This window comes from Streptomyces sp. NPDC021093 (assembly GCF_044333135.1).
In the GTDB taxonomy this organism is placed as follows: Bacteria; Actinomycetota; Actinomycetes; order Streptomycetales; family Streptomycetaceae; genus Streptomyces.
On sequence record NZ_JBIRQJ010000004.1, the window covers coordinates 577,691 to 597,628 of the forward strand.

21 protein-coding genes are annotated in these 19,938 nt (G+C 71.1%); 13 read left to right on the forward strand and 8 right to left on the reverse strand.

The features are described from left to right. Positions 1-41 precede the first annotated feature (41 nt). Together ACH4SP_RS15225 and ACH4SP_RS15230 are read left to right on the forward strand one after the other, a co-directional pair. Positions 42-773 (forward strand): GntR family transcriptional regulator, encoded by a 732-nt coding sequence (locus ACH4SP_RS15225; protein ID WP_398414718.1) that lies wholly within the window; start codon positions 42-44, stop codon positions 771-773. Positions 774-890: 117 nt separating this feature from the next. Beyond that, positions 891-1,538: a hypothetical protein gene (locus tag ACH4SP_RS15230; protein WP_398414720.1), complete on the forward strand. Its 648-nt coding sequence runs from the start codon at positions 891-893 to the stop codon at positions 1,536-1,538. Positions 1,539-1,691: 153 nt separating this feature from the next. Here ACH4SP_RS15230 and ACH4SP_RS15235 read toward each other — a convergent pair whose 3' ends face one another. Next, a complete protein-coding gene (locus ACH4SP_RS15235) occupies positions 1,692-2,507 on the reverse strand; it encodes an SLATT domain-containing protein (RefSeq protein WP_398414722.1) in 816 nt (271 codons plus the stop codon). A gap of 276 nt (positions 2,508-2,783) precedes the next feature. Here ACH4SP_RS15235 and ACH4SP_RS15240 point away from each other — a divergent pair, with 276 nt between their 5' ends. From ACH4SP_RS15240 to ACH4SP_RS15250, 3 genes are all read left to right on the forward strand, one after another. Beyond that, complete coding sequence (locus ACH4SP_RS15240) at positions 2,784-3,119, forward strand: YbaB/EbfC family nucleoid-associated protein (RefSeq protein ID WP_362412255.1); 336 nt, start codon at positions 2,784-2,786, stop codon at positions 3,117-3,119. 91 nt (positions 3,120-3,210) lie between these two features. After that, positions 3,211-3,810 carry a recombination mediator RecR gene (gene recR, locus ACH4SP_RS15245; protein ID WP_398414725.1) on the forward strand — a complete coding sequence of 200 codons (600 nt, stop codon included), beginning with the start codon at positions 3,211-3,213 and terminating at the stop codon, positions 3,808-3,810. Beyond that, entirely contained in the window at positions 3,803-4,519 is a 717-nt protein-coding gene (locus tag ACH4SP_RS15250; RefSeq protein ID WP_398414727.1) for a DUF5063 domain-containing protein, read from the forward strand. Before recR ends, ACH4SP_RS15250 begins: the two co-directional genes overlap by 8 nt. A gap of 75 nt (positions 4,520-4,594) precedes the next feature. Here ACH4SP_RS15250 and ACH4SP_RS15255 read toward each other — a convergent pair whose 3' ends face one another. Next, positions 4,595-5,230, reverse strand: coding sequence for a hypothetical protein (locus ACH4SP_RS15255; RefSeq protein WP_398414729.1), 636 nt, complete (start codon positions 5,228-5,230; stop codon positions 4,595-4,597). Between the two features lie 304 nt (positions 5,231-5,534). On the opposite strand from ACH4SP_RS15255, the gene ACH4SP_RS15260 reads away from it, so the two are divergent. The 4 genes from ACH4SP_RS15260 to ACH4SP_RS15275 all read left to right on the forward strand — a co-directional run bounded on the left by ACH4SP_RS15260 (position 5,535) and on the right by ACH4SP_RS15275 (position 10,441). Next, positions 5,535-6,806, forward strand: coding sequence for an aspartate kinase (locus ACH4SP_RS15260; protein WP_398414731.1), 1,272 nt, complete (start codon positions 5,535-5,537; stop codon positions 6,804-6,806). After that, positions 6,803-7,864 (forward strand): aspartate-semialdehyde dehydrogenase, encoded by a 1,062-nt coding sequence (locus tag ACH4SP_RS15265; protein WP_398414733.1) that lies wholly within the window; start codon positions 6,803-6,805, stop codon positions 7,862-7,864. The genes ACH4SP_RS15260 and ACH4SP_RS15265 overlap by 4 nt, the downstream gene beginning before the upstream one ends. A 430-nt stretch (positions 7,865-8,294) precedes the next feature. Next, the gene (locus ACH4SP_RS15270; protein WP_398415092.1) at positions 8,295-8,966 is read left to right on the forward strand and encodes a SigE family RNA polymerase sigma factor; all 672 of its coding nucleotides are present in this window, start codon (positions 8,295-8,297) and stop codon (positions 8,964-8,966) included. Positions 8,967-9,100: 134 nt separating this feature from the next. Beyond that, positions 9,101-10,441, forward strand: coding sequence for a hypothetical protein (locus ACH4SP_RS15275; RefSeq protein WP_398414736.1), 1,341 nt, complete (start codon positions 9,101-9,103; stop codon positions 10,439-10,441). On the opposite strand, the gene ACH4SP_RS15280 is transcribed toward ACH4SP_RS15275, so the two are convergent. Next, the gene (locus tag ACH4SP_RS15280; RefSeq protein WP_398414738.1) at positions 10,411-11,301 is read right to left on the reverse strand and encodes an SURF1 family protein; all 891 of its coding nucleotides are present in this window, start codon (positions 11,299-11,301) and stop codon (positions 10,411-10,413) included. The two genes, ACH4SP_RS15275 and ACH4SP_RS15280, sit on opposite strands and share 31 nt — an antisense overlap. A gap of 111 nt (positions 11,302-11,412) precedes the next feature. Further along, positions 11,413-13,239, reverse strand: coding sequence for a prolyl oligopeptidase family serine peptidase (locus tag ACH4SP_RS15285; protein WP_398414739.1), 1,827 nt, complete (start codon positions 13,237-13,239; stop codon positions 11,413-11,415). A gap of 128 nt (positions 13,240-13,367) precedes the next feature. Between ACH4SP_RS15285 and ACH4SP_RS15290 the strand changes: the two genes are divergently transcribed. From ACH4SP_RS15290 to ACH4SP_RS15300, 3 genes are all read left to right on the forward strand, one after another. Next, positions 13,368-13,763: a nuclear transport factor 2 family protein gene (locus ACH4SP_RS15290; protein WP_398414741.1), complete on the forward strand. Its 396-nt coding sequence runs from the start codon at positions 13,368-13,370 to the stop codon at positions 13,761-13,763. Between the two features lie 149 nt (positions 13,764-13,912). Then, a complete protein-coding gene (locus tag ACH4SP_RS15295) occupies positions 13,913-14,461 on the forward strand; it encodes an RNA polymerase sigma factor (RefSeq protein WP_398414743.1) in 549 nt (182 codons plus the stop codon). Beyond that, entirely contained in the window at positions 14,458-15,099 is a 642-nt protein-coding gene (locus ACH4SP_RS15300; protein WP_398414745.1) for a hypothetical protein, read from the forward strand. The genes ACH4SP_RS15295 and ACH4SP_RS15300 overlap by 4 nt, the downstream gene beginning before the upstream one ends. A 69-nt stretch (positions 15,100-15,168) precedes the next feature. Here the strand turns inward: ACH4SP_RS15300 and ACH4SP_RS15305 are convergent, their stop codons facing one another. Then, entirely contained in the window at positions 15,169-15,807 is a 639-nt protein-coding gene (locus ACH4SP_RS15305; protein WP_398414746.1) for a hypothetical protein, read from the reverse strand. Between the two features lie 129 nt (positions 15,808-15,936). After that, positions 15,937-16,386 carry a DoxX family protein gene (locus ACH4SP_RS15310; RefSeq protein WP_398414748.1) on the reverse strand — a complete coding sequence of 150 codons (450 nt, stop codon included), beginning with the start codon at positions 16,384-16,386 and terminating at the stop codon, positions 15,937-15,939. A 178-nt stretch (positions 16,387-16,564) separates the two neighbouring features. Here ACH4SP_RS15310 and ACH4SP_RS15315 point away from each other — a divergent pair, with 178 nt between their 5' ends. Then, complete coding sequence (locus tag ACH4SP_RS15315; protein ID WP_398414750.1) at positions 16,565-17,806, forward strand: amidohydrolase family protein; 1,242 nt, start codon at positions 16,565-16,567, stop codon at positions 17,804-17,806. Positions 17,807-17,936: 130 nt separating this feature from the next. Here the strand turns inward: ACH4SP_RS15315 and ACH4SP_RS15320 are convergent, their stop codons facing one another. Continuing rightward, a complete protein-coding gene (locus ACH4SP_RS15320) occupies positions 17,937-18,887 on the reverse strand; it encodes an FkbM family methyltransferase (RefSeq protein WP_398414752.1) in 951 nt (316 codons plus the stop codon). Between the two features lie 218 nt (positions 18,888-19,105). Beyond that, positions 19,106-19,870, reverse strand: coding sequence for a glycosyltransferase family 2 protein (locus ACH4SP_RS15325; RefSeq protein WP_398414754.1), 765 nt, complete (start codon positions 19,868-19,870; stop codon positions 19,106-19,108). Positions 19,871-19,938 lie beyond the last annotated feature (68 nt).

The window sequence follows — 19,938 nt, forward strand, 5'->3', positions numbered from 1 at the left end:
GCGCCCCATAGGGTGTCCGGAGCGGACGAAGGGGGAGCGCGATGCCCGCTGGCCGGACGGTGAACCGCAGCACCCTGCGGCAGCAGCTGACCGACGCACTGCGCGACGAGGTTCTCGCCGGGCGGCTCGAACCGGGCCGGGAGTTCACGGTCCGGCAGATCGCCGAGCAGTACGAAGTGTCCGCGACCCCCGTGCGCGAGGCGCTCGTGGACCTCGCGGCGCAGGGGCTGCTCGACTCCGACCAGCACAAGGGATTCAAGGTCCGCGAGTACTCGGTCGCCGAGTTCCGCGGCATGGTCGAGGCGCGCGGGCTCGTCGTCGACGGTATCCACCACCGGCTCGCGGTGGCCGCGGGCGACCTGCCGCCCGACCGGCTCGCGGTGATGCGCCGCCGGGCGGAGGAGGCGTCGCGGGCCGCGAGGGCGGGCGACCTGGACGTACTCATCGGGTACGACCTCCGGTTCTGGCAGGAGCTCGCCGCGATGGTCGGCAACCCGCACATCGCGGCCTTCCTGCACCAACTGCGCGTCCGCTGCTGGGTGTTCTCCGTCCCGCACCTGCGCGCGGAGAGCGATCTGAGCGGGTCCGGCTGTCTGTGGAGCGGCCACGAGGAGGTCGTCGCGGCGCTCGCCCGCTGTGACGAGGAGGCGGTGTACGAGGTGCTGGCCGCGCACGACGTGGCGGCGCTGGCGTGGGCGGACCGGCTGGCGGCCGCTGCTTCCGCAGCTGCTTCTGTCGCTGCCTCCTCCGCCGCTTCCGTACGAGAGGTCTGACCGGCGGTCTTCGCGCCGCGTACACATGGCATTACGCTGCCTGGACCGGCCGCCGACCACGGGGGCCGGCCTTTGTTGACGCCTCGTTGAGACGCCTCGGACCGTGGAGGAGCCCCCTTGGCCTGTGACCTGTGGCTGGTGCCCCTTGTCGACGTACTGTGCCAGAGCCCCGACAACCCCTTCGCCGAAGAGATCGCGGCATACGACAAGGCACTCACCGATGCCGGTCTGCCGACGGTCCCGATCTTCCCGTACATGCCGGGCCTGTCCGGCGACGTCGCCCCGGTCGCGGGCTTCGACTACGACGCGCTGCACTTCCTGCGGCGGGCCTACCTGCTCCAGGCGCGCGGCCTCGCGGTGACCCCGGTCGACGAACTGGGCGGAGACTACGAGCAGTTGCTCGAAATCTTCGAGGAGACGGCGCTGCGGTCGCACCTGGTCTGGCACTTCGACCACGCGGGGGCGTACGTCCCGGTGGACTTCCTGACTCCGCTCACCAGCGACGAACTCCTGGCCGGGAGCGGGCCGTTGGGGTCGGCGCAGGGGCTGCTCCGTGAACTGGAGTACGTCGCGCCGTCGATCGGCATCGACCCGGCGAATCCGCCGGCCCCGCCGCTTCCGCCGAGCGGGCCCACTTCTCTGGAGGAACCGGCTCCCGGTCCCTCCGATCCGTCCCCGTTCGCACGCGAACGGCATGTCTGGCTCGGGCTGCATGCGGCCGCCACCCGGAGCCTGGGCCAAGGCTCCATGATCGTCTTCAGCTGACCCCCGCAGGCCCTAAAAGCCTGCCCCCTTAGCCCCTAGCCCTCTTGGGCAGCGGGGCCGCCCCCCGGGGGCGGGACGGGTGGGCAAGGGGGCGGCCCCCACTGCGGCACGCCCCCTCACGACCGCCCGCCCCGCTCCCGCCCCGCCCACCGGCTACCTCGGCGACTCCGGCGGGCGCTGGCGCGGCATGTTCGGCCGCGTCCCCGGCGGCAACGGCACCCTGCTCGGGTGCCCGGAGCCCCCCTCCGGCCGGGCCGCCGCCGACGTCGCGCCCAGCGTCTGCATGACCAGCGGCGCGGGCCCCGAGCGGAATTCCACCATCCAGTCCGTCGTCTCGACGCGGATCAGCTCCGTGACGTCCTCCGTGAAGCGCCGAAGCACCCCCAGACACCGCTCCGCCGCCTCGCTCGCCGTCCCGTCCGTCGGCCCGAGGATCTCCCGTACGCTCTCCGACGCCCAGTCGAACTGGAGGGCGGTGAGTCGTCTCTGCACCGCCTGCGCGGTCGCCATGTCCCGCATCCACCCCGACGTCAGCCCGAAGTACCGGTCGCAGGCCATGCACGCGGCGCCCACCAGCAGCGCGAGGTAGCCCCAGCCCGCCCCGCCCGGTACGGCCCCCGTCAGATCCAGCAGCGGCAGCGCCGCACCGACCACGACCCCCGTCGCCGTACCGATCCGCAGCGCCCGTGCCCCGCGCCGCTTCCAGCCCCGGTCGGCCAGGTACCAGCGGGCCGTGCGCAGCGCCCCCGCCTCCACCCACCGGTACAGCTCGTCCAGCCGCTCCGCGGGCTCGCCCCAGTCGCCGAGCGGGAAGGGCCGCCCGGCCAGGTCCTCGGCGTCCCAGCCCCACTCGTCGCTGCCGCCGGCACCGCAACTGTGACCGGTACCGGAATCGTGACCGGAACAGGACCCGGAACCGGCGTCGTGCCGGGCCGGCGGCCCCTCGGGCTGCATCTCCGGCTGACTCACCGGGCACTCCTCTGCTCTGAGAACTCTGCTCTGAGAACGTTCCTGCGGCGTACCGCCAAACTGCGTCCGTACGGGTGCGCTCGCCCTTCCTACCGGCGAATGGGGGGCCATGGGGCCGTTGTCCCGGTATTTCCCCCCGTAGGGGGGCCGTGATCAGGAGGGGAGTGCGGGCCCTCTCACTCGAAAGAGTCACTTCATACGGTGCGGGGCAGGCCGTCGGGCGACCACGTAGGCTCGGATTGACGACCGTATTGACCGACCCGTAGGAGACATGCCGTGATCCCCGGTGGTGGCCAGCCCAACATGCAGCAGCTGCTTCAGCAGGCCCAGAAGATGCAGCAGGACCTCGCCCAGGCGCAGGAGGAGCTCGCCAGGACCGAGGTCGACGGCACCGCGGGCGGTGGCCTGGTCAAGGCGACCGTCAACGGCTCGGGCGAGCTGCGCGGCCTGGTGATCGACCCGAAGGCCGTCGACCCGGACGACACGGAGACCCTCGCGGACCTCGTCGTCGCCGCCGTCCAGGCCGCGAACGAGAACGCGCAGACCCTCCAGCAGCAGAAGCTCGGCCCGCTCACCCAGGGCCTCGGTGGCATGCCGGGCCTGCCGTTCTGAGGTACGGGCGCCAAGCCCTTCTGCACAGACCTCCGCACCAACTACCGTACGTACCAAGCAGCACCGGGCAAGAAGCAGGGAAGGCAATCCGTTGTACGAAGGCGTGGTCCAGGACCTCATCGACGAGTTGGGCAGGCTGCCCGGCGTCGGTCCCAAGAGCGCGCAGCGGATCGCCTTCCACATCCTCCAGGCCGAGCCGACGGACGTCCGCAGGCTCGCGCACGCACTGCTGGAAGTGAAGGACAAGGTCCGCTTCTGCGCGGTGTGCGGGAACGTGGCGCAGGAGGAGCGGTGCAACATCTGCCGCGACCCGCGCCGCGACCTGACCGTCATCTGCGTCGTGGAAGAGCCCAAGGACGTGGTCGCGATCGAGCGGACGCGTGAGTTCCGGGGGCGCTACCACGTGCTGGGCGGTGCGATCAGCCCCATCGAGGGCGTCGGCCCGGACGATCTGCGGATCAGGGAACTGCTCGCCCGTCTCGCCGACGGCTCCGTCACCGAACTCATTCTGGCGACGGACCCGAACCTGGAGGGCGAGGCCACGGCCACGTACCTGGCACGAATGATCAAGCCGATGGGTTTGAAGGTCACTCGGCTGGCCAGTGGTCTTCCTGTAGGGGGAGACCTTGAGTACGCCGACGAGGTCACGCTCGGGCGTGCCTTCGAGGGGAGACGATTGCTGGATGTCTGACGTCACCGAAACCGCGCACGCGGCCGTGCGGCAGCACGCGGCCGCACCGGAGCACACGGCCTCGCAGGAGCGGCTGCCGGACCACGAACCCGATTCGTTCGCGGTCCAGATCGCCGACCAGATCGAGAGCTTCATCCTCACCGTCACGGAAGTGGCGAAGGGTGACGAGCCGGACAGCGCCGTACCGTTCCTGCTCCTGGAGGTGTCCCAACTCCTCCTCGCGGGCGGCCGGTTGGGCGCGCACGAGGACATCGTCCCGGACGAACGGTACGAGCCCGACCTCGGCCCCGAGCCGGACGTGGACGACCTGCGCATAAGGTTCGCGCGCATGCTGGAGCCCATCGACGTCTACTCCGAGGTCTTCGACCCGTACGAGCCGCGCAAGGCGCCCGTCGCCTGCCGCATCTCGGACGACCTCGCCGACGTGGTGACCGACCTGCGGCACGGCCTCGCCCACTACCGGGCGGGCCGCACCAGCGAGGCCCTGTGGTGGTGGCAGTTCTCGTACTTCTCCAACTGGGGCTCCACCGCATCGGCCACCCTCCGCGCCCTCCAGTCCCTCGTCGCCCACGTCCGCCTCGACCAGCCCCTCCAGGAGCTGGACGGCCTCGACACCGACGAGGACCTGGGCGAGAAGGACCTGGAGGAGGCGGCGGGCCAGGTGATGCTGGAGGAGATCGCGGGGCCGCTGGGGCTCAGGACGACGTAGTACGGAGTACGCAGGTGTACGGGAGGGGGCGCGCCGCAGCGAGCGGCGCGCCCCCGTCGCGTTCTCCCGTCGCCGTCAGCCGACCAGGGCCTCGACCGGGTCCTGCACGACCACCTTCACCGGCACCCCCGCCGCCTTGGCCAGCCGCTCCCGGAACTCCTTCGAGGCCGCGCCCGCCGCGTCGCTGCCGACCTCGATCCAGTCCCCGCCGTGGCCGGTGCCCATCGTGCGGATCGGGTGGCCGTAGTCGGTCTTCGGCTTCGGGCCCATGCCGTCGGTCAACCTGTCGCGGCCGGCGTTGAGCTGACGGCGCGAGTAGAGGCTCGTACGGAGTACGACGCGTGAGATGTCCGCCTTCGGGTGGGTGCGGCCGGCCTCGGCCACCAGTGCGCGCCCCCGGGCCGGATCGGTGACGCACAGGGTGACGCCGCCGACGGGCAGGTCCGTGGTGAGGCTTGCGTAGACGTCCGCGTACGCACCCCGGACCAGCGGGCCGAGGGCCTCGGTCAGGGCGCGGGCCTCCGGGGTGTGGGAGGGGGTGCCGTCGACGAGGGTCGGCGGTGCGGCCGGGGCCGCTTCGGCGGTGGGGCAGGTGGCCGTGGCGGGCCGGTCGGGCCGTGCGGTGTCCGCCCGGCCGCCCGGGTCGGTCCCGCAGGCCGTGGCGAGCGCGAGGAGGGCGAGGACGGCGCAGGCCGGGGTGCGTCTGTGCATGGTTCCTCCGGGGCGTGGGGCGGTGCGTGGAGTTCCGACAGAGCGTGGGCGGTGCGTGGAGTTCCGATGGCTGCGGTGTGACGCCGCCTTCTCGCGTACGGTTCCCGTGTGACCCGGCACACCTTCCGCGTACGTGTCCGGGACCGGGGCAGCATCCCCGTCGAGCAGGCAGGACGGCGCGGGGCGGACCACCGTGTGAGCGAGACGTCTCACGATGCGGTACCCGCCCGGTGTGACCGGCCCGCTCGTTAAACTGACCCGAGCGCAGTAATGAACTGCCGCAATGGACTAACGAGGAGCGCACGTGGGCCTTGTCGTGCAGAAGTACGGAGGCTCCTCCGTCGCCGATGCCGAAGGCATCAAGCGTGTCGCCAAGCGGATCGTGGATGCCAAGAAGAACGGCCATCAGGTCGTTGTCGTGGTTTCCGCGATGGGCGACACCACGGATGAGCTGATCGACCTCGCCGGGCAGGTATCTCCGATCCCTGCCGGGCGCGAATTCGACATGCTGCTGACCGCAGGAGAGCGGATCTCCATGGCACTGCTGGCCATGGCGATCAAAAACCTGGGCCACGAGGCCCAGTCCTTCACGGGCAGCCAGGCCGGTGTCATCACCGACTCGGTCCACAACAAAGCGCGCATCATCGACGTCACGCCGGGGCGGATCCGCACCGCGCTCGACGAGGGCAACATCGCGATCGTCGCCGGCTTCCAGGGTGTGTCCCAGGACAAGAAGGACATCACCACGCTGGGCCGCGGCGGCTCGGACACGACCGCCGTCGCGCTGGCGGCGGCCCTCGACGCCGAGGTCTGCGAGATCTACACCGACGTGGACGGCGTGTTCACCGCCGACCCGCGCGTGGTGACGAAGGCGAAGAAGATCGACTGGATCTCCTTCGAGGACATGCTGGAGCTCGCCGCCTCCGGCTCCAAGGTGCTTCTGCACCGGTGCGTGGAGTACGCACGCCGATACAACATCCCGATCCACGTCCGCTCGTCCTTCTCCGGACTGCGCGGCACCTGGGTCAGCAACGAGCCGCAGGGAGACCAGCAGGTGGAGCAGGCCATCATCTCCGGAGTCGCCCACGACGTCTCCGAGGCCAAGGTCACGGTCGTCGGAGTGCCGGACAAGCCGGGCGAGGCCGCGGCGATCTTCCGCGCCATCGCGGACGCCGAGATCAACATCGACATGATCGTGCAGAACGTGTCGGCGGCGTCGACCGGTCTGACCGACATCTCCTTCACGCTGCCCAAGACCGAGGGCCGCAAGGCCACGGACGCGCTGGAGAAGGCGCGCGCGCTCGTCGGTTACGACTCGCTGCGCTACGACGACCAGATCGGCAAGATCTCCCTGGTCGGGGCCGGTATGAAGACCAACCCCGGTGTCACGGCGGGCTTCTTCGAGGCCCTGTCCGACGCGGGCGTGAACATCGAGCTGATCTCGACCTCCGAGATCCGCATCTCGGTCGTCACCCGCGCCGACGACGTCAACGAGGCCGTGCGCGCCGTGCACACGGCCTTCGGACTCGACTCGGAATCCGACGAGGCCGTGGTCTACGGAGGCACCGGAAGGTGACCGACAAGCCGACGCTCGCGGTCGTCGGGGCGACCGGGGCGGTCGGCCGGGTCATGCTCCAGATCCTGTCGCAGCACGCCGACGTCTGGGGCGAGATCCGACTCCTCTCCTCCCCGCGCTCGGCCGGCTCCGTGCTGGCCGTGCGCGGGGAGCAGGTCGAGGTCGTACGGCTCTGTGAGGAGGCGCTGGAGGGCGTCGACGTCGCGGTGTTCGACGTGCCCGACGAGGTGGCCGCGCAGTGGGCGCCGATCGCCGTCGCCAAGGGCGCCGTCGTGGTGGACAACTCGGCCGCCTTCCGGTCGGAGGACGACGTGCCCCTGGTCGTCCCCGAGGTCAACCCGCACTGCGCGCGGGTGCGCCCGCGCGGCATCGTCGCGACCCCCAACTGCACCACCCTGTCGATGATCGTGGCGCTCGGCGCCCTGCACGCCGAGTTCGGTCTCACCGAGCTCGTCGTCTCCTCGTACCAGGCGGCCAGCGGTGCGGGCCAGCGCGGCATCGACACCCTGCGGGCCCAGCTCTCGCTGCTGGCGGGGGAGCCCGACGCGGGCACCACGCCCGGTGGCGTACGGCGGACCGTCGGCGACGACCTCGGTCCCTTCCCGGCGCCGCTGGCGCTCAACGTGGTGCCGTGGGTGGGCACCCCGGCGGACGGCGGGTGGTCGTCCGAGGAGCTGAAGATCCGGGACGAGTCCCGCAAGATCCTCGGCCTGCCCGAACTGCGGGTCACCGCGACCTGCGTACGGGTCCCCGTCATCAGCGTCCACTCCGCCTCCGTGCACGCCCGCTTCGAGTCCGAGGTGACGGTCGGGCGGGCCGAGGAGATCCTTGCCACCGCCCCCGGCGTGGTCCTCTTCGACGACCCGGCAGCGGGCGACTTCCCCACCCCCGCGGACGTGGTCGGCACCGACCCGACGTGGGTCGGCCGGGTGCGCCGCTCGATGGATGATCCCCAAGCGCTGGAACTCTTTGTCTGCGGCGACAATCTGCGGAAGGGATCTGCCCTGAATACGGTGCAGATCGCCGAATTGGTCGCTTCGGAACTCGCGCAGAACTGATCGGAATTCTTTGTAGGATCTGTGAACACCCTGTGCGTGACCAACAGGTCTGGACCACATGGGGTGGACTTGCGGCGGGTATGGCGACGGTGTGACCGGCACCGCCGGTGGATCGGGGAAAATGCCTCTGGCCTTGTGGGAACCGGCAGTTGGGCGAGGGGCGTCTCTCCTGTCGCCCTCGAAAGAGGCCGCAGCGATCCCTTCTGCTGGGGGAAAATTGGGGCAATGGGGAGGGGCGGTTACGCATGGGGCGAATCGGTGCATTGCATTCACCGGCGAGTACACCGCCAAAAGCGGAGCCCTGTGCGTACAACCCTGACGGGGAGAAGCGTGTCCAACAGGCGTGGCAGCAGAGGTTCTCGACATCACGGCGGTCGCGCTGCGCGGTGCACCTGTGCGCCCGCGGCGTACGTCCCGCGCGCCCGGCGGCATGCCGGTGATCGCCCCCATGCCTGCGGCGCGGCCCGCGCGCGTTCCGACGCAGGCGCAGGCGGCCGGGCCCGCTTCCCCGACCGCGCCCGCCGGCACACCGGATCAGTCTGCTCCGGTACTGGACTCCGCGACGTACGGGCCCGCGCTCGTGGCCGCTGACGAGAAGACCCTGGCAGAGGGCACCACCGTCGACCACCTGACCGAGACCTACCGCGCGCACTACCGCTCGCTGCTGGGTCTCGCCGCCCTGCTCCTCGACGACATCGCGTCCTGCGAGGACGTCGTGCAGGAGGCGTTCATCCGGGTGCACTCCGCGCGCGGGCGGGTCCGCGAGCCGGAGAAGACCCTCGCCTACCTCCGTCAGACGGTCGTCAACCTCTCCCGCTCCGCGCTGCGCCGCCGCATCCTCGGGCTCAAGCTGCTCTCCAAGCCGATGCCGGACATGGCGAGCGCGGAGGAGGGCGCGTACGTCAGCCTGGAGCGGGACGCGCTGATCAAGGCGATGCGCGGACTGCAGCGGCGCCAGCGCGAGGTGCTGAGCCTGCGCTACTTCGCGGACATGACGGAGGCGCAGGTCGCCGAGGTGCTCGGAATATCGCTGGGGTCGGTGAAGGCGTACGGTTCACGCGGGATCGCGGCGCTGCGCGTCGCGATGGAGGCGACCGCATGAACGGGAGCAACGGCGGGAGTACGGATGGGCCGGGCAGGCCGGGCGGTCCTGGCGGGAACGGAAACGACCGCCGCGACCACCATGCGCGGTACGGGCCGGACGGGCCGAGATACGACCGGACTGGGAAAAAGACTGTGAACGACGGGCGCGACGGGCGCGAAGAGCGCCACGGGCGAGAGAACCCGCCGACGACGGACGGCAGCGACTTCAGCGGCTTCGGTGGCTCCAGTGGCTCCAGTGGCTCCAGTGGCTTCGGCGGCTCCGGCGGCGGCACCTTCGGGGCCGACACCCGCGGAGCGCACCCGGGCCACGGCTTCGGCACCGGCCACGGCAGCCAGGACCCCGGCACCCGCGGCGCCCCCGGCACCCCCGCCCTGAGCCCCGACGAGCTCGCCGTCCGCCGGCTGATGCACGGTGCGGTGGAGGGCCTGGCCCCCTCCGACGGCGCCCTCGACCACCTGCGCCGAGCCGTCCCGCTCCGCCGCGCCAGGCGCCGTCAGGCGGTGGTCGGGGTGGCTGCCGCGGCCCTGCTGATAGGCACCGCGGTCCCGGCGTTCCTGCACGTGTCCAGGTCCGGCGGCTCCGCCACCGCCAACTCCGCGAACGCGGGACACTCCGAGAGCACCCAGGGCATCGAGTCCGGCGGTACGGACGCGGGCTCCGGCGGCGGTGGCGAGCGGAGCACGGAAGGCCCACAGAGCAAGGACCCGGGCAAGGGCCCCGGCGGCAAGGACCCCGACGGCAAGCAGAAGGAGTCCGAGGCGGGCAACCCGGACACCGGCGAGAGCGGCACCGACAGCGGCACCGACGGAGCGGGTGCGTACGAACAGGACACCACGGAGCCCGAGAAGCCCGCCTGCGACGGCAAGCAGCTGGAGGTCGTCAAGGCGACCACCGGCGCCCCGGACGCCCAGGGCAAGGTCTACGGCACCTTCCGGATCGCCAACAAGTCCGGCGCCGAGTGCGCCGTGCCCGGCGGGGGCAGCATGAACTTCCAGGCGATGGGCGCCGCCGACGAGTCCCGCATCAAGGTCGTCGAGCACACCTCGGGGGACCCGGCGGCCGGCCTGCCCGACCCCGCGAAGGAGGCCCGCAGCCTGGTGCTTCCGCCGGAGGCCGCGTACGAGGTGAAGTTCGCCTGGGTCCCGCAGGACACCTGTCCCTCGACGGGCGTGTCCCCGGACCCCACCCCCACCAACGGCGGCGGCGACAAGCCGGGCCAGGACGCCGGCGGCACCGCCGCGGGCGCGAGCGGGGGCGAGACGGGCGGCAAGGTCCCCGAGACCGGCCAGAACGATACGGATCCCACGGGCGGCGGCGCGACCACTCAACTGGGCACGGGCGAGGGTGAACCGAAGGACGGCAAGGTCGCCGTGACGCACACGGCGGAACCGGGCGCTCCGAGCGCGGAGGCGACGATCCCCAACGCGTGCGCGGGAACGATCTACCGGACGGGCGTGCTGGACGCGCCCTGACCGGCTTCGTCCCCGGCGGTCTCTTCTGCGGGAGCCCCGGCGGCGGTCTCCCCCGCAGCGGTCTTCCCGGCAGCTGCCGCCCCGGCGGCAGGGGCGTCCTCCGTCGGGATCCCCAGTGCGAGGTCCCGCACGGTCTCCGCCTCCCGGCGCACCAGCCGGAACCACATGAAGAGCACGAACCCGGCGAAGACGAACCACTCGCCGGTGTACCCGAGGTTCTGGAACGCCTTCAGGTCGAGCCCGCTGCCCTGCGGGGCCACGGCGGGCACGGCCTTCAGCCCGCCCTCGCTCGCGCTCTGCGTGATCCACGCGTCGTACACCCCGTACGGCACGAGGTTGACGAGCGTCGAGGAGCTGATCATCCCGACCTGGCCGCCCGGCAGACCGCCGGAGGCGTCGACCCCGTCCGTCTGCGAGTTCTCGGAGGCCTGCAGGGCCCCCGTCACGGTGACCTCACCGGCGGGCGCGGGCGGCGCGGTGGCCCCGCGCGCGTCCCCGGCGACCCAGCCCCGTACGACGGGAAGGCCCTTGCCCCCGCCCCCGTCGGTCTTCAGCATCGCCAGGACGTAGTACCCGGCCTTCTCGTCGAGGGTCCGTCCGGGCACGAGGAACTGCTCGGCGTACCGCCCGGTCACCCTGGCCTGCTTGCCCGACGTCTCCGTCGAGACGGGCAGCAGCTCCGCCAGCGGCACGGCGGCCTGCTTCGCGGGATCGGGGGCCGTCTCCGCACTGCGGTGCGAGTCGACCCGGTCCTCGAATCGGCCGAGCTGCCAGGACCCCATGAAGATGCAGAAGGGGATGGCGAGCACGACGAAGAGGTTGATCCCCCACCAGCGCGGAGTCAGCAGAAACCGGTACACGCTTCTACGGTACGTTCCCGGGCCGCCCCGCCGGAGGGCGGGGGCGCCCGCAATCCCGTGCCCGACAGGGCCGGGACTCCGAACGCCCCGCTTCCGACCCCGGAACCGGTGCTACCCCTTCAAGTGCCGCTGCACGAAGTCGATCTCCAGCCGCACCTGCTTGATCCGCTCCTCGACGACGAGCGAGCCGTGCCCGGCGTCGTACCGGTACACCTCGTGGACGGCCCCGCGGTCCGCCAGCCGGTCCACGTAGTTGTCGATCTGCTTGATCGGGCAGCGCGGGTCGTTCATCCCCGCCGAGATGTAGACGGGCGCCTTCACCTCGTCGACGTACGTCAGCGGCGACGACACGGAGAACCGCTCCGGCACCTCCTCGGGCGTCCCCCCGAACAGCGTCCGGTCCAGCGCCTTGAGGGCCTCCATCTCGTCCTCGTACGCCGTCACGTAGTCGGCGACCGGCACGGCGGCCAGGCCGAGCGCCCAGGCGTCCGGCTGCGTACCGAGCCCGAGCAGCGTCAGGTAACCGCCCCACGAACCCCCGGACAGCACGATCCGCGCGGGGTCGGCGAGCCCGGACTCCACGGCCCAGGCGCGTACGGCCGCGATGTCCTCCAGCTCGATGAGACCCACCCGGTGCTTGAGGGCGTCGGTCCACTCCCGTCCGTACCCGGTCGAACCGCGGTAGTTGACGCGTACGACGGCGAACCCGTGGTCGACCCAGGCGGCAGGCCCGGCAGCGAACGAGTCGCTGTCGTGCCACGTGGGCCCACCGTGCACCTCAAAGACGGTCGGGAACGGCCCGTCCCCCGCACCGTCGGCGGGCCGCTGCACGAGCGCGTGGATCCGCCCGCCGGGCCCGTCCACCCACACCGTCTCGACCGGCACGGACACCGGCGCCCTGGCCCCCGGCGGATCGAGCACCACGCCACCGCCGGTCGACCGTACGACCGACGGCTCGGCGGCCGACGACCACATGTACTCGACGGACCCGTCGGGCCGCGCGGTCGCCCCGGAGACCGACCCGGCGGGCGTCGGGACCCGGGTCAGCTCCCGGCTCCCGATCTCGTACCGCCACAGCTCCCCGCGCGCCTCGAAGCTGTGCCCGATGATCAGCGCCGACCCGTCCGGGTACCAGTCCGCGCTCACGTCGCCCGGCAGATCGATGCCCAGCTCGGTCTCGGTCCCCGTCACCGGGTCCCAGATCATCGGCTCCCAGCGCCCCCGCCGCTGGTGCCCCACCAGCAGCCGGCTGTCCCCGTCCACCGGCGCGAACCCGAGCACCTCAAGGCCGAGCTCCCTGGTCCCGCCCTCGCTGTCGTCCAGCTCCGCGACGACGCTCCCGTCCGCCACCCGCAGCACCCGCAGCGACGAATGCATGGCATCCCCGTGCTCGGTGTGCTCGATGGCGAGCAGCGCGGAGTCATGGCTCAGATCCCCGACCCCGGCGGACTCCCGGTGCCGATAGACCTCCACGGGCTCCGCACCCGCACCGTCCCCCACCCGCCGTACGACATGAACGGTCGACCCGTCCTCATCGGTCGACCGCCCCACGACCACGGTCCCGTCGACGCCCAGCGCGAGCCCCGCCGGATAGGAGGCCTCCAGCCCGTCCACGGCGAGCACGTCCGCCCCGCCCCCGAACGGCTGCCGCCGCCACACCCCGAACTCGTCGCCGTCGGTGTCGTCGAACCACCAGATGCTTTCGCCGTCCGGCGACAGCACCCCGTCGGTCGTCCCATTGGCCCGATCCGTCACCTGCCGCTGCGCGCCGGTCTTCCGGTCCCACGCGTACAACTCGTACGTCCCCGTCGCGTTGGACACGAACAACGCCCGCTCAGGAGCCTGCTCCGCCCACTCGGGCAACGACACCCGAGCCGCCCGGAACCGCTGCTCCCACCGGGGAACGTCCACCACACCACTGCTCTCGTCACGACTCATCCCCCCATCAAACAGGACCCGCCGCGGACCCCCACCGGAATCCCGTCACCGCACCGGAATCCCGCCGCCCCCTCGCAAAGCGGAATCCCATCCATCCATTTGTCAGACCCCGCACCCACACTCGAACCATGACCCAAGACACCCCGCACACAGACCTGCACGCCACCGTCCACACCTACTGGACGTCCGCCGAGGCCCGCGACTGGGACACCTTCGAGGCGACCCTCGCCGACGACGTCGTCTACGACCTCCCCCAGACCAGGGAACGCATCCACGGCAAACCCGCCTACTCCCGCTTCAACCGCGAGTACCCGGACACCTGGCACGTCCAGGTCCTGCGCACGGTCGTCGAAACCACGCACGCGGTCACCTGGCTCCACGTCACGGTCGGCCTGGAGGAACTCCACGCCGTCACCTTCTTCACCGCCGACCCCACCACCGGCCTGCTCACCACCATCACCGACTTCTGGCCCGAGCCCTACGAACCTCCGCGCGGCCGCGAACACCTGGTGGAGCGCTACTGACCCGGCCCTTGCGCCGGTTGCGGGGTGGGTGCTCCGCGGAGGGATGTAACGCTTCCGGGTGCTGCGACCAAGTAGAGGTGTACGGCACCACACGCCCGACCTGCCCCAGGGAGCCATCCGTGCCAGCGGAGCATCCAACAGCACCACCCGTGCGGGACCCCGCCGGGTTCGCCGCCTTCTACGAGCAGCAGTTCGACACCGTGCTCGGCTTCGTCACCCGACGGGTCGACAGCCCGCACCTGGCGGCCGACCTCACCGCGGACATCTTCGTGGCCGCGCTGGAGAACGCGCACACCTATGACGCCCGGCGCGGCGCGCCCGTCGCCTGGCTGTACGGCATAGCCCGCAACGTCATCTCCGCGCACTTCCGGGGCAGCACCCGCGAACAGCACGCGGTCGCCCGGATAGCCGGCCGACGGCTGCTGGACGACCAGGACGTCAGTGCCATCGAGGAACGGATCGATGCCACCCGCGCCGCCCGGCAGCTGGCAGCCGTCCACGCCGCCCTGTCCGAACCACTGCGCGAGGTGCTGGATCTGGTCGCCCTGGACGGGCTGACCACCCGCGAGGCCGCGCAGGCGCTGGGCATCAGCTCGGCCGCCGCCCGGGTCAGGCTGCACCGGGCCCGCAAGGCCCTGAGAGCCACCGAACAGACCCGCACCGCCCACCGCGAAGCCGTTCTGGAGGCCACTCAGTGAACACCCCCCTGCACTTCAAGCAGCAGCTCGCGGACGAGCTCCACGCCCGCGCGAACACCCTCAACGCCTCGACGGGCCACCGCACTCGGGCCCGCGCCGCGCGCCCTCGGCTCACCTTCGCGCTGGGGGCCGTCGCGGCTGCCGCGGTCGTGGCGGTCGCCGTGCCGGTGGCCCTCTCCGGCCCGTCGGCCGAACCGGCGCCGCACCGTACCGGAAGCAGCAGCGGCGGCAGCATCGACATCGTCACCGCCAACTACACGGTGAAGTCCGTCCCGGACGGCACCATCGCCGTGAAGCTGATGAACCGCAAGGGCATCCCCGGTCTGCAGGCCGCCCTGCGCGAGGCGGGCGTTCCCGCGGTGGTGATGGACTTCTCGGCCTCGTGCCGGACCAAGGTCGACCGCGACAACAGCGTCGACATCCAGAAGGTGTTCCCTGACGGCGCCGACGGGCGCGACACGCTGATCAGACTCAGCGCAGTCCCGAAGGGGGAGCACCTGCTGTTCACGCCGACGCCGGCGCCGAACGGGGCCATCGGCGGCCTGGAGATGTCGGTGGTGCGCCAGGTGCCAGGCTGCGTCCCGCAGTCCGACAACGGAATCGGCGCGGGCTACGTCGCCCCGGGCACCAACCCGTAGAGAAGCAGCACTCGTCGGGGCCTGATCCGCACGGGGATCAGGCCCATGAGCCGCTACCGACCTGCTCATTCACAGGTGCATCATCGACATGAGGTCGGCGCTCCGGACACCGGTCGACACCTCGGGAAGCTGTTCGCCGGGCTTCACCCACCCCGCTGCGACAGCGGCGGCCACGGCCGCTTCCTCGTCCGCGTCCGCCGCTGCGTTGAGCGCCTCGTCCTCGCCCTTGGCCGCTGCCGTGGCGGCGGCGCCCGCGGACTGGGAGGCCTTGATGGCCGCACGGCAGGCCGCAGCAGAAGGCTCACTGCTGCTGCCGTCGCTGTTGCTGTCGCCGTCGCCGTCGCAGAGCTGACCCGCCTGGGCGGCCTGGGCCGCGGAAGCCGCGGCGTTCCTCGCGCAGCGGGAGTCCGCCGCCGGATCGGGAGCGGACTCGGCGAGAACGGCGAGGGCCTGGGCGGACACCCGCGCCGCGTTGCCGGCCTTCCAGACGATCTGCTCGTTCGTCATCCCGCCTTCGCGGGGCTCACGCGGCACGTGCCGCTCGACGTAGTGGCACACGGCGGTCGCCCTGGCGGCAGCGCTCGCGGCGCGAGCGGCATGCTGCTTCCTGAGGGCTGCCTCCGGGGCGATCGCGCCCGAATCCCCGGAAGAGGGCTCCGGAGCCCGTGAGTTGTCCTGCTGGGCACCGGTGCCGACGTGTTCGCTCATGGCCATCTCCTTGCCTGACAGGGTGATGGAGCGCCCATCGTTGTGGGCGTCGGGCAGGGTGACACGTCGGGCGCCAACAGGCCAGAGCAATCGCTCGGAGACCTCGATGCGGGCGCCCGCGGACAGGCCCTAGGTGAACAACCCCAGGGCGCTGTCGAGCGACCAGCTCTGCCAGCACATCGCGAACAGCCCCACCGCCGAGATCAGCGCCATCATCAGGTTCTGCCCCTGCTCGCCCCAGTCGTGGATCATCAGCACCAGATAGATCAGGTTGAGGATCAGACCGCAGACGAGCGCGATCGGTGTCAGGAAGCCGGCGATCAGGCCGAGTCCGAGGGCGAGTTCCGCGTACGCGACGAGGTAGGCCATCGGGCGCGGGCGCGGCTTCACGATCCGGTCGAACCCATGGCGTACGAACGGCCAGCGGTGGTCGGCCGCGATGCCCTCCGCCCATGCGATGCCTCCGCCGGTGAACCAGGTCTTCTTGTCCTTGTGCCGCCAGCTCTCCAGCCACCACAGGCCGAGGCCAATGCGAAGGACCGCCAGCCACTCGGCCCCGCTGAGCCAGATCGTCTCCACCTCGTACCCCTCACTCCCGCCAGAACTGATGGTGCGTCAGTTCAGCGGAGGTTGTGCGATCTCGCAAGGGGGCAAGTTGCCTGCTCCTCCTTGTCGCTTGGAGGGGGAACCCCTAACCTCCAACTGATGGGTCGTCAGATTCGAGTCGGTTGAACCGGCGAGCAACTGGGGGTACAGCGTGGTTGGCAACGAGAGCGGCACAAGGGAGATCCCCAAGGTCATCAGCGTGGACGACCACGTGATCGAGCCCGCGCACCTCTTCGACACATGGCTGCCGAAGAAGTACCGCGACAAGGGCCCGAAGCCCTTCACCGCCGGCATCGGCGAGCTGGAGTACGTCGGTGGGAGGTACCGGTTCCACACCGACCCGAACGGCCAGACCACCGACTGGTGGGAGTACGAGGGCCTGTTCTTCCCGTACAAGCGCATCATCGCGGCCGTCGGCTTCTCCCGCGACGAGATGACGCTCGACGGCATCACGCGGGAGCAGATGCGGCGCGGCTGCTGGGATCCGAAGGCCCGCCTGGCGGACATGGACCTCAACCACGTCGAGGCCTCGCTCTGTTTCCCCACCTTCCCGCGCTTCTGTGGGCAGACCTTCGCCGAGGCCAAGGACAAGGAGGTGGGGCTGGCCTGCGTCCGGGCGTACAACGACTGGATGGTCGAGGAGTGGTGCGGCGACAGCGGCGGCCGGCTGATCCCGCTGTGCCTGATCCCGCTCTGGGACATCGACCTCGCCGTTGCCGAGATCAAGCGCAACGCCGCCCGCGGCGTCCGCGCGGTCACCTTCAGCGAGATCCCGACCCACCTCGGGCTGCCGTCGATCCACTCCGGCTACTGGGACCCGTTCTTCGCCGCGTGCGAGGAGACGGGCACGGTCGTCAACATGCACATCGGCTCGTCGTCACAGATGCCCGCCGCCTCCCCCGACGCCCCGCCGGCGGTCCAGGCCTCGCTCTCCTTCAACAACGCGATGGCGTCGATGATGGACTTCCTCTTCTCCGGCGTCCTGGTGAAGTTCCCGCGGCTCAAACTGGCGTACAGCGAGGGGCAGATGGGCTGGATCCCGTACGCCCTGGAGCGCGCGGACGACGTGTGGGAGGAGCACCGCGCGTGGGGCGGGGTCAAGGACCTGATCCCGGAGCCGCCGTCCCTGTACTACTACCGGCAGATCTTCTGCTGCTTCTTCCGGGACAAGCACGGGATCGAGGCGATCGAGACGGTCGGCGTGAACAACGCGACCTTCGAGACCGACTACCCGCACGTCGACTCGACCTGGCCGCACACGAAGCAGGTGGCCGAGGACCATGTCGGACATCTGCCGGAGGACGTGGCGTACAAGCTGCTGCGCGGCAACGCCATTCGGATGCTGGACCTGTCGTTCGACCGCGATCGGAAGGTGGAGACCGGGGCGGCGTGAGCGGTCGGGGAACGGCGCTCGTCCGTCGGTGGGAGGCGGCGGCGCGGGAGAAGGGCGGAAGCGCATCGCGCCGGACGGGCAGCCGTCCGACGTCAGGCCAACCACCCGACGTCAGGCCAGCCGTCCGACGTCAGGTCAACTCCTCCGCGTCGATGCGCGAGAAGACCAGCTCGCACTCGCCGACGATCGGCCCCCGCCACCGCACGGGAGCGACGGGGTGACGCAGGGCGAGCGGATAGCTCTCGGGCTTGTAGTCGCTGGGCAGCCGGTACGTGTGGAAGCCGTGCTCCCGCATCGTCTCCAGCAACTCCTCCACGGAGTCACCCACCTTGGCCATCCGCTCGGGCGTGACCTCCACCGCGATCTCCACGTCCTGACGCAGCCTGCCGAGCGCGAGGGCCGGGGCGAGCCCGCGTACGACACCGCCTTCCGCGCCTTCGACGTCGATCTTGATGACGCGGGCCCGGGAGAGCTCGTCCGGCTCCAGGAGCTCGGGCAGCGGGTGCGCCTCCATGTCGAAGGACGACTCGGCGGGCCCGTCGTACGGGACGATGCTGTTGGCGCCCATGTTGTGCGAGCTCGCGAGCACGAAGGTCAGGGTCCTGCGGCTGTCGGCGACGGCGCTGTTGACTGCGCGGACGTTCTCGCAGCCATTGAGCTCGATGTGCTGCAGCACCCTGCGGTGGAAGGCGGGAGAGGCCTCGATGGCGACCACTCGGCCGGAGCTGCCGACGAGACGTGAACCGAGGACGGCGAAGTAGCCCACGTTGGCGCCGACGTCCACCAGCACGTCGCCGGGCTTCAGACGGCCCTGCAGCCACCGGGTCATGTGCGGCTCCCACACCCCGAAGAGGTGGAGGAAGCGCTGAATGAGGTCGCGGGTGTCGACCGCGAACCGGGCATCGGTCCGGGCGTCGAAGCGGGCCGCTACGACCCGCTGCCGGGGACGGTCGCGCAGATGAGGATTGAGGTACCTGGCCGTGATCAGCCCTTTGAGCAGCGACCCAGGGGCGTTGCGTACGTAACCGCGGCCGAGGGTGACCATCAGCTCCGAGATCGACGGAGCGGCAGCAGGAAGCATGCTCGTGACCGTACGGGCCCGCCCCGGCAGCGGCAAGATCCCCCGGTCCCGCTCCACCTCGCTCGTTCCTCCGTGCTCCCGCCCGCCGACTTCCGCAGCGCACCGGCCGACCGGGCTTCCCGCGCCTCCTGCGTGAGCGCCTGGAGGAGCGGGAGGATCAGCTGGTACCGCCCCGTCCTGTCCAACGCCTCGAACGCCGCCAGAACTGATCGGTACGGTCAGTCGGTCGGGCCGACCGGGTAACGCCACTGGAAGGAGCCCAGTGAACGGGCGCGGGCTTCCACGACAGCCATGCGCGCATCGCGCTCGGCAGCGTCGACGTGGGCGGCCTGGCCGGTCACCTGCCCCTCCCACTTGCGGTAGTGGAGCCCCACCTCGGCGGAGAACCAGCCGCGGGCAACGGAGTTGAGGGCGAGCAGCAGTCCCGTGTCCTCCGAGGCCGGCAGTGCCATCCAGCCGCCCAGCGCGACCAGGAGGTCACGGCGGACGAAGAGCGTCGCCGGGTGGACCGAAGCGCGGAAGCCGTTGGCCCGCCAGAAGTCGAGTACTTCGCCCCGCTCGATGGGTCCTGGCCCGGGGTCGCCGGGGAAGCCGGCGGTCGAGCCGTCGGGCAGCAGGTCGAGCACGCGCGACGTCGCCCAGCCGATGCTCCGGTCCGTTTCGAGCGCCGCCAGGTCGCGGGCCAGGACGCCGGGTGCCAGCCGGTCGTCGGCGTCCAGGACCTTGACGTACTCGCCGTCCGCGTGGGCGAGGGCGATGGTGCGTGCCACTCCGGGCCCGCCCCGTCGTCCCTGTCGGAAGGTCACCCGTTCGTCCCGGGGGACGTGGGGGGCGACCTGGTCGCCCTCGCCGTCCTCCTGGACGAGCCAGTGCCACTCCCAGCCCTCGGGCAACTCCTGGTCGCGGAGCGACTTGTACGCGTCCGGCAGGAAGTGCGCCGAGGGCGCGTGCACGGCCGTGACGACGATGATGCGCCGGGTCACGGCTCACCACCTTTCCGCGGGAGTCGTGAACAGCATTTCCGTGCGGTCGCCGGGGAGCATGAGGTCGG

What these genes read in the sequence shown, in the direction of transcription:
- ACH4SP_RS15305 (WP_398414746.1), bottom strand. Translation starts at nt 15,807, where the DNA reads ATGAGCGAACACGTCGGCACCGGTGCCCAGCAGGACAACTCACGGGCT.
- ACH4SP_RS15250 (WP_398414727.1), top strand. Translation starts at nt 3,803, where the DNA reads ATGTCTGACGTCACCGAAACCGCGCACGCGGCCGTGCGGCAGCACGCG.
- ACH4SP_RS15270 (WP_398415092.1), top strand. Translation starts at nt 8,295, where the DNA reads ATGCCGGTGATCGCCCCCATGCCTGCGGCGCGGCCCGCGCGCGTTCCG.
- ACH4SP_RS15255 (WP_398414729.1), bottom strand. Translation starts at nt 5,230, where the DNA reads ATGCACAGACGCACCCCGGCCTGCGCCGTCCTCGCCCTCCTCGCGCTC.
- ACH4SP_RS15285 (WP_398414739.1), bottom strand. Translation starts at nt 13,239, where the DNA reads ATGAGTCGTGACGAGAGCAGTGGTGTGGTGGACGTTCCCCGGTGGGAG.
- ACH4SP_RS15290 (WP_398414741.1), top strand. Translation starts at nt 13,368, where the DNA reads ATGACCCAAGACACCCCGCACACAGACCTGCACGCCACCGTCCACACC.
- ACH4SP_RS15320 (WP_398414752.1), bottom strand. Translation starts at nt 18,887, where the DNA reads ATGCTTCCTGCTGCCGCTCCGTCGATCTCGGAGCTGATGGTCACCCTC.
- ACH4SP_RS15225 (WP_398414718.1), top strand. Translation starts at nt 42, where the DNA reads ATGCCCGCTGGCCGGACGGTGAACCGCAGCACCCTGCGGCAGCAGCTG.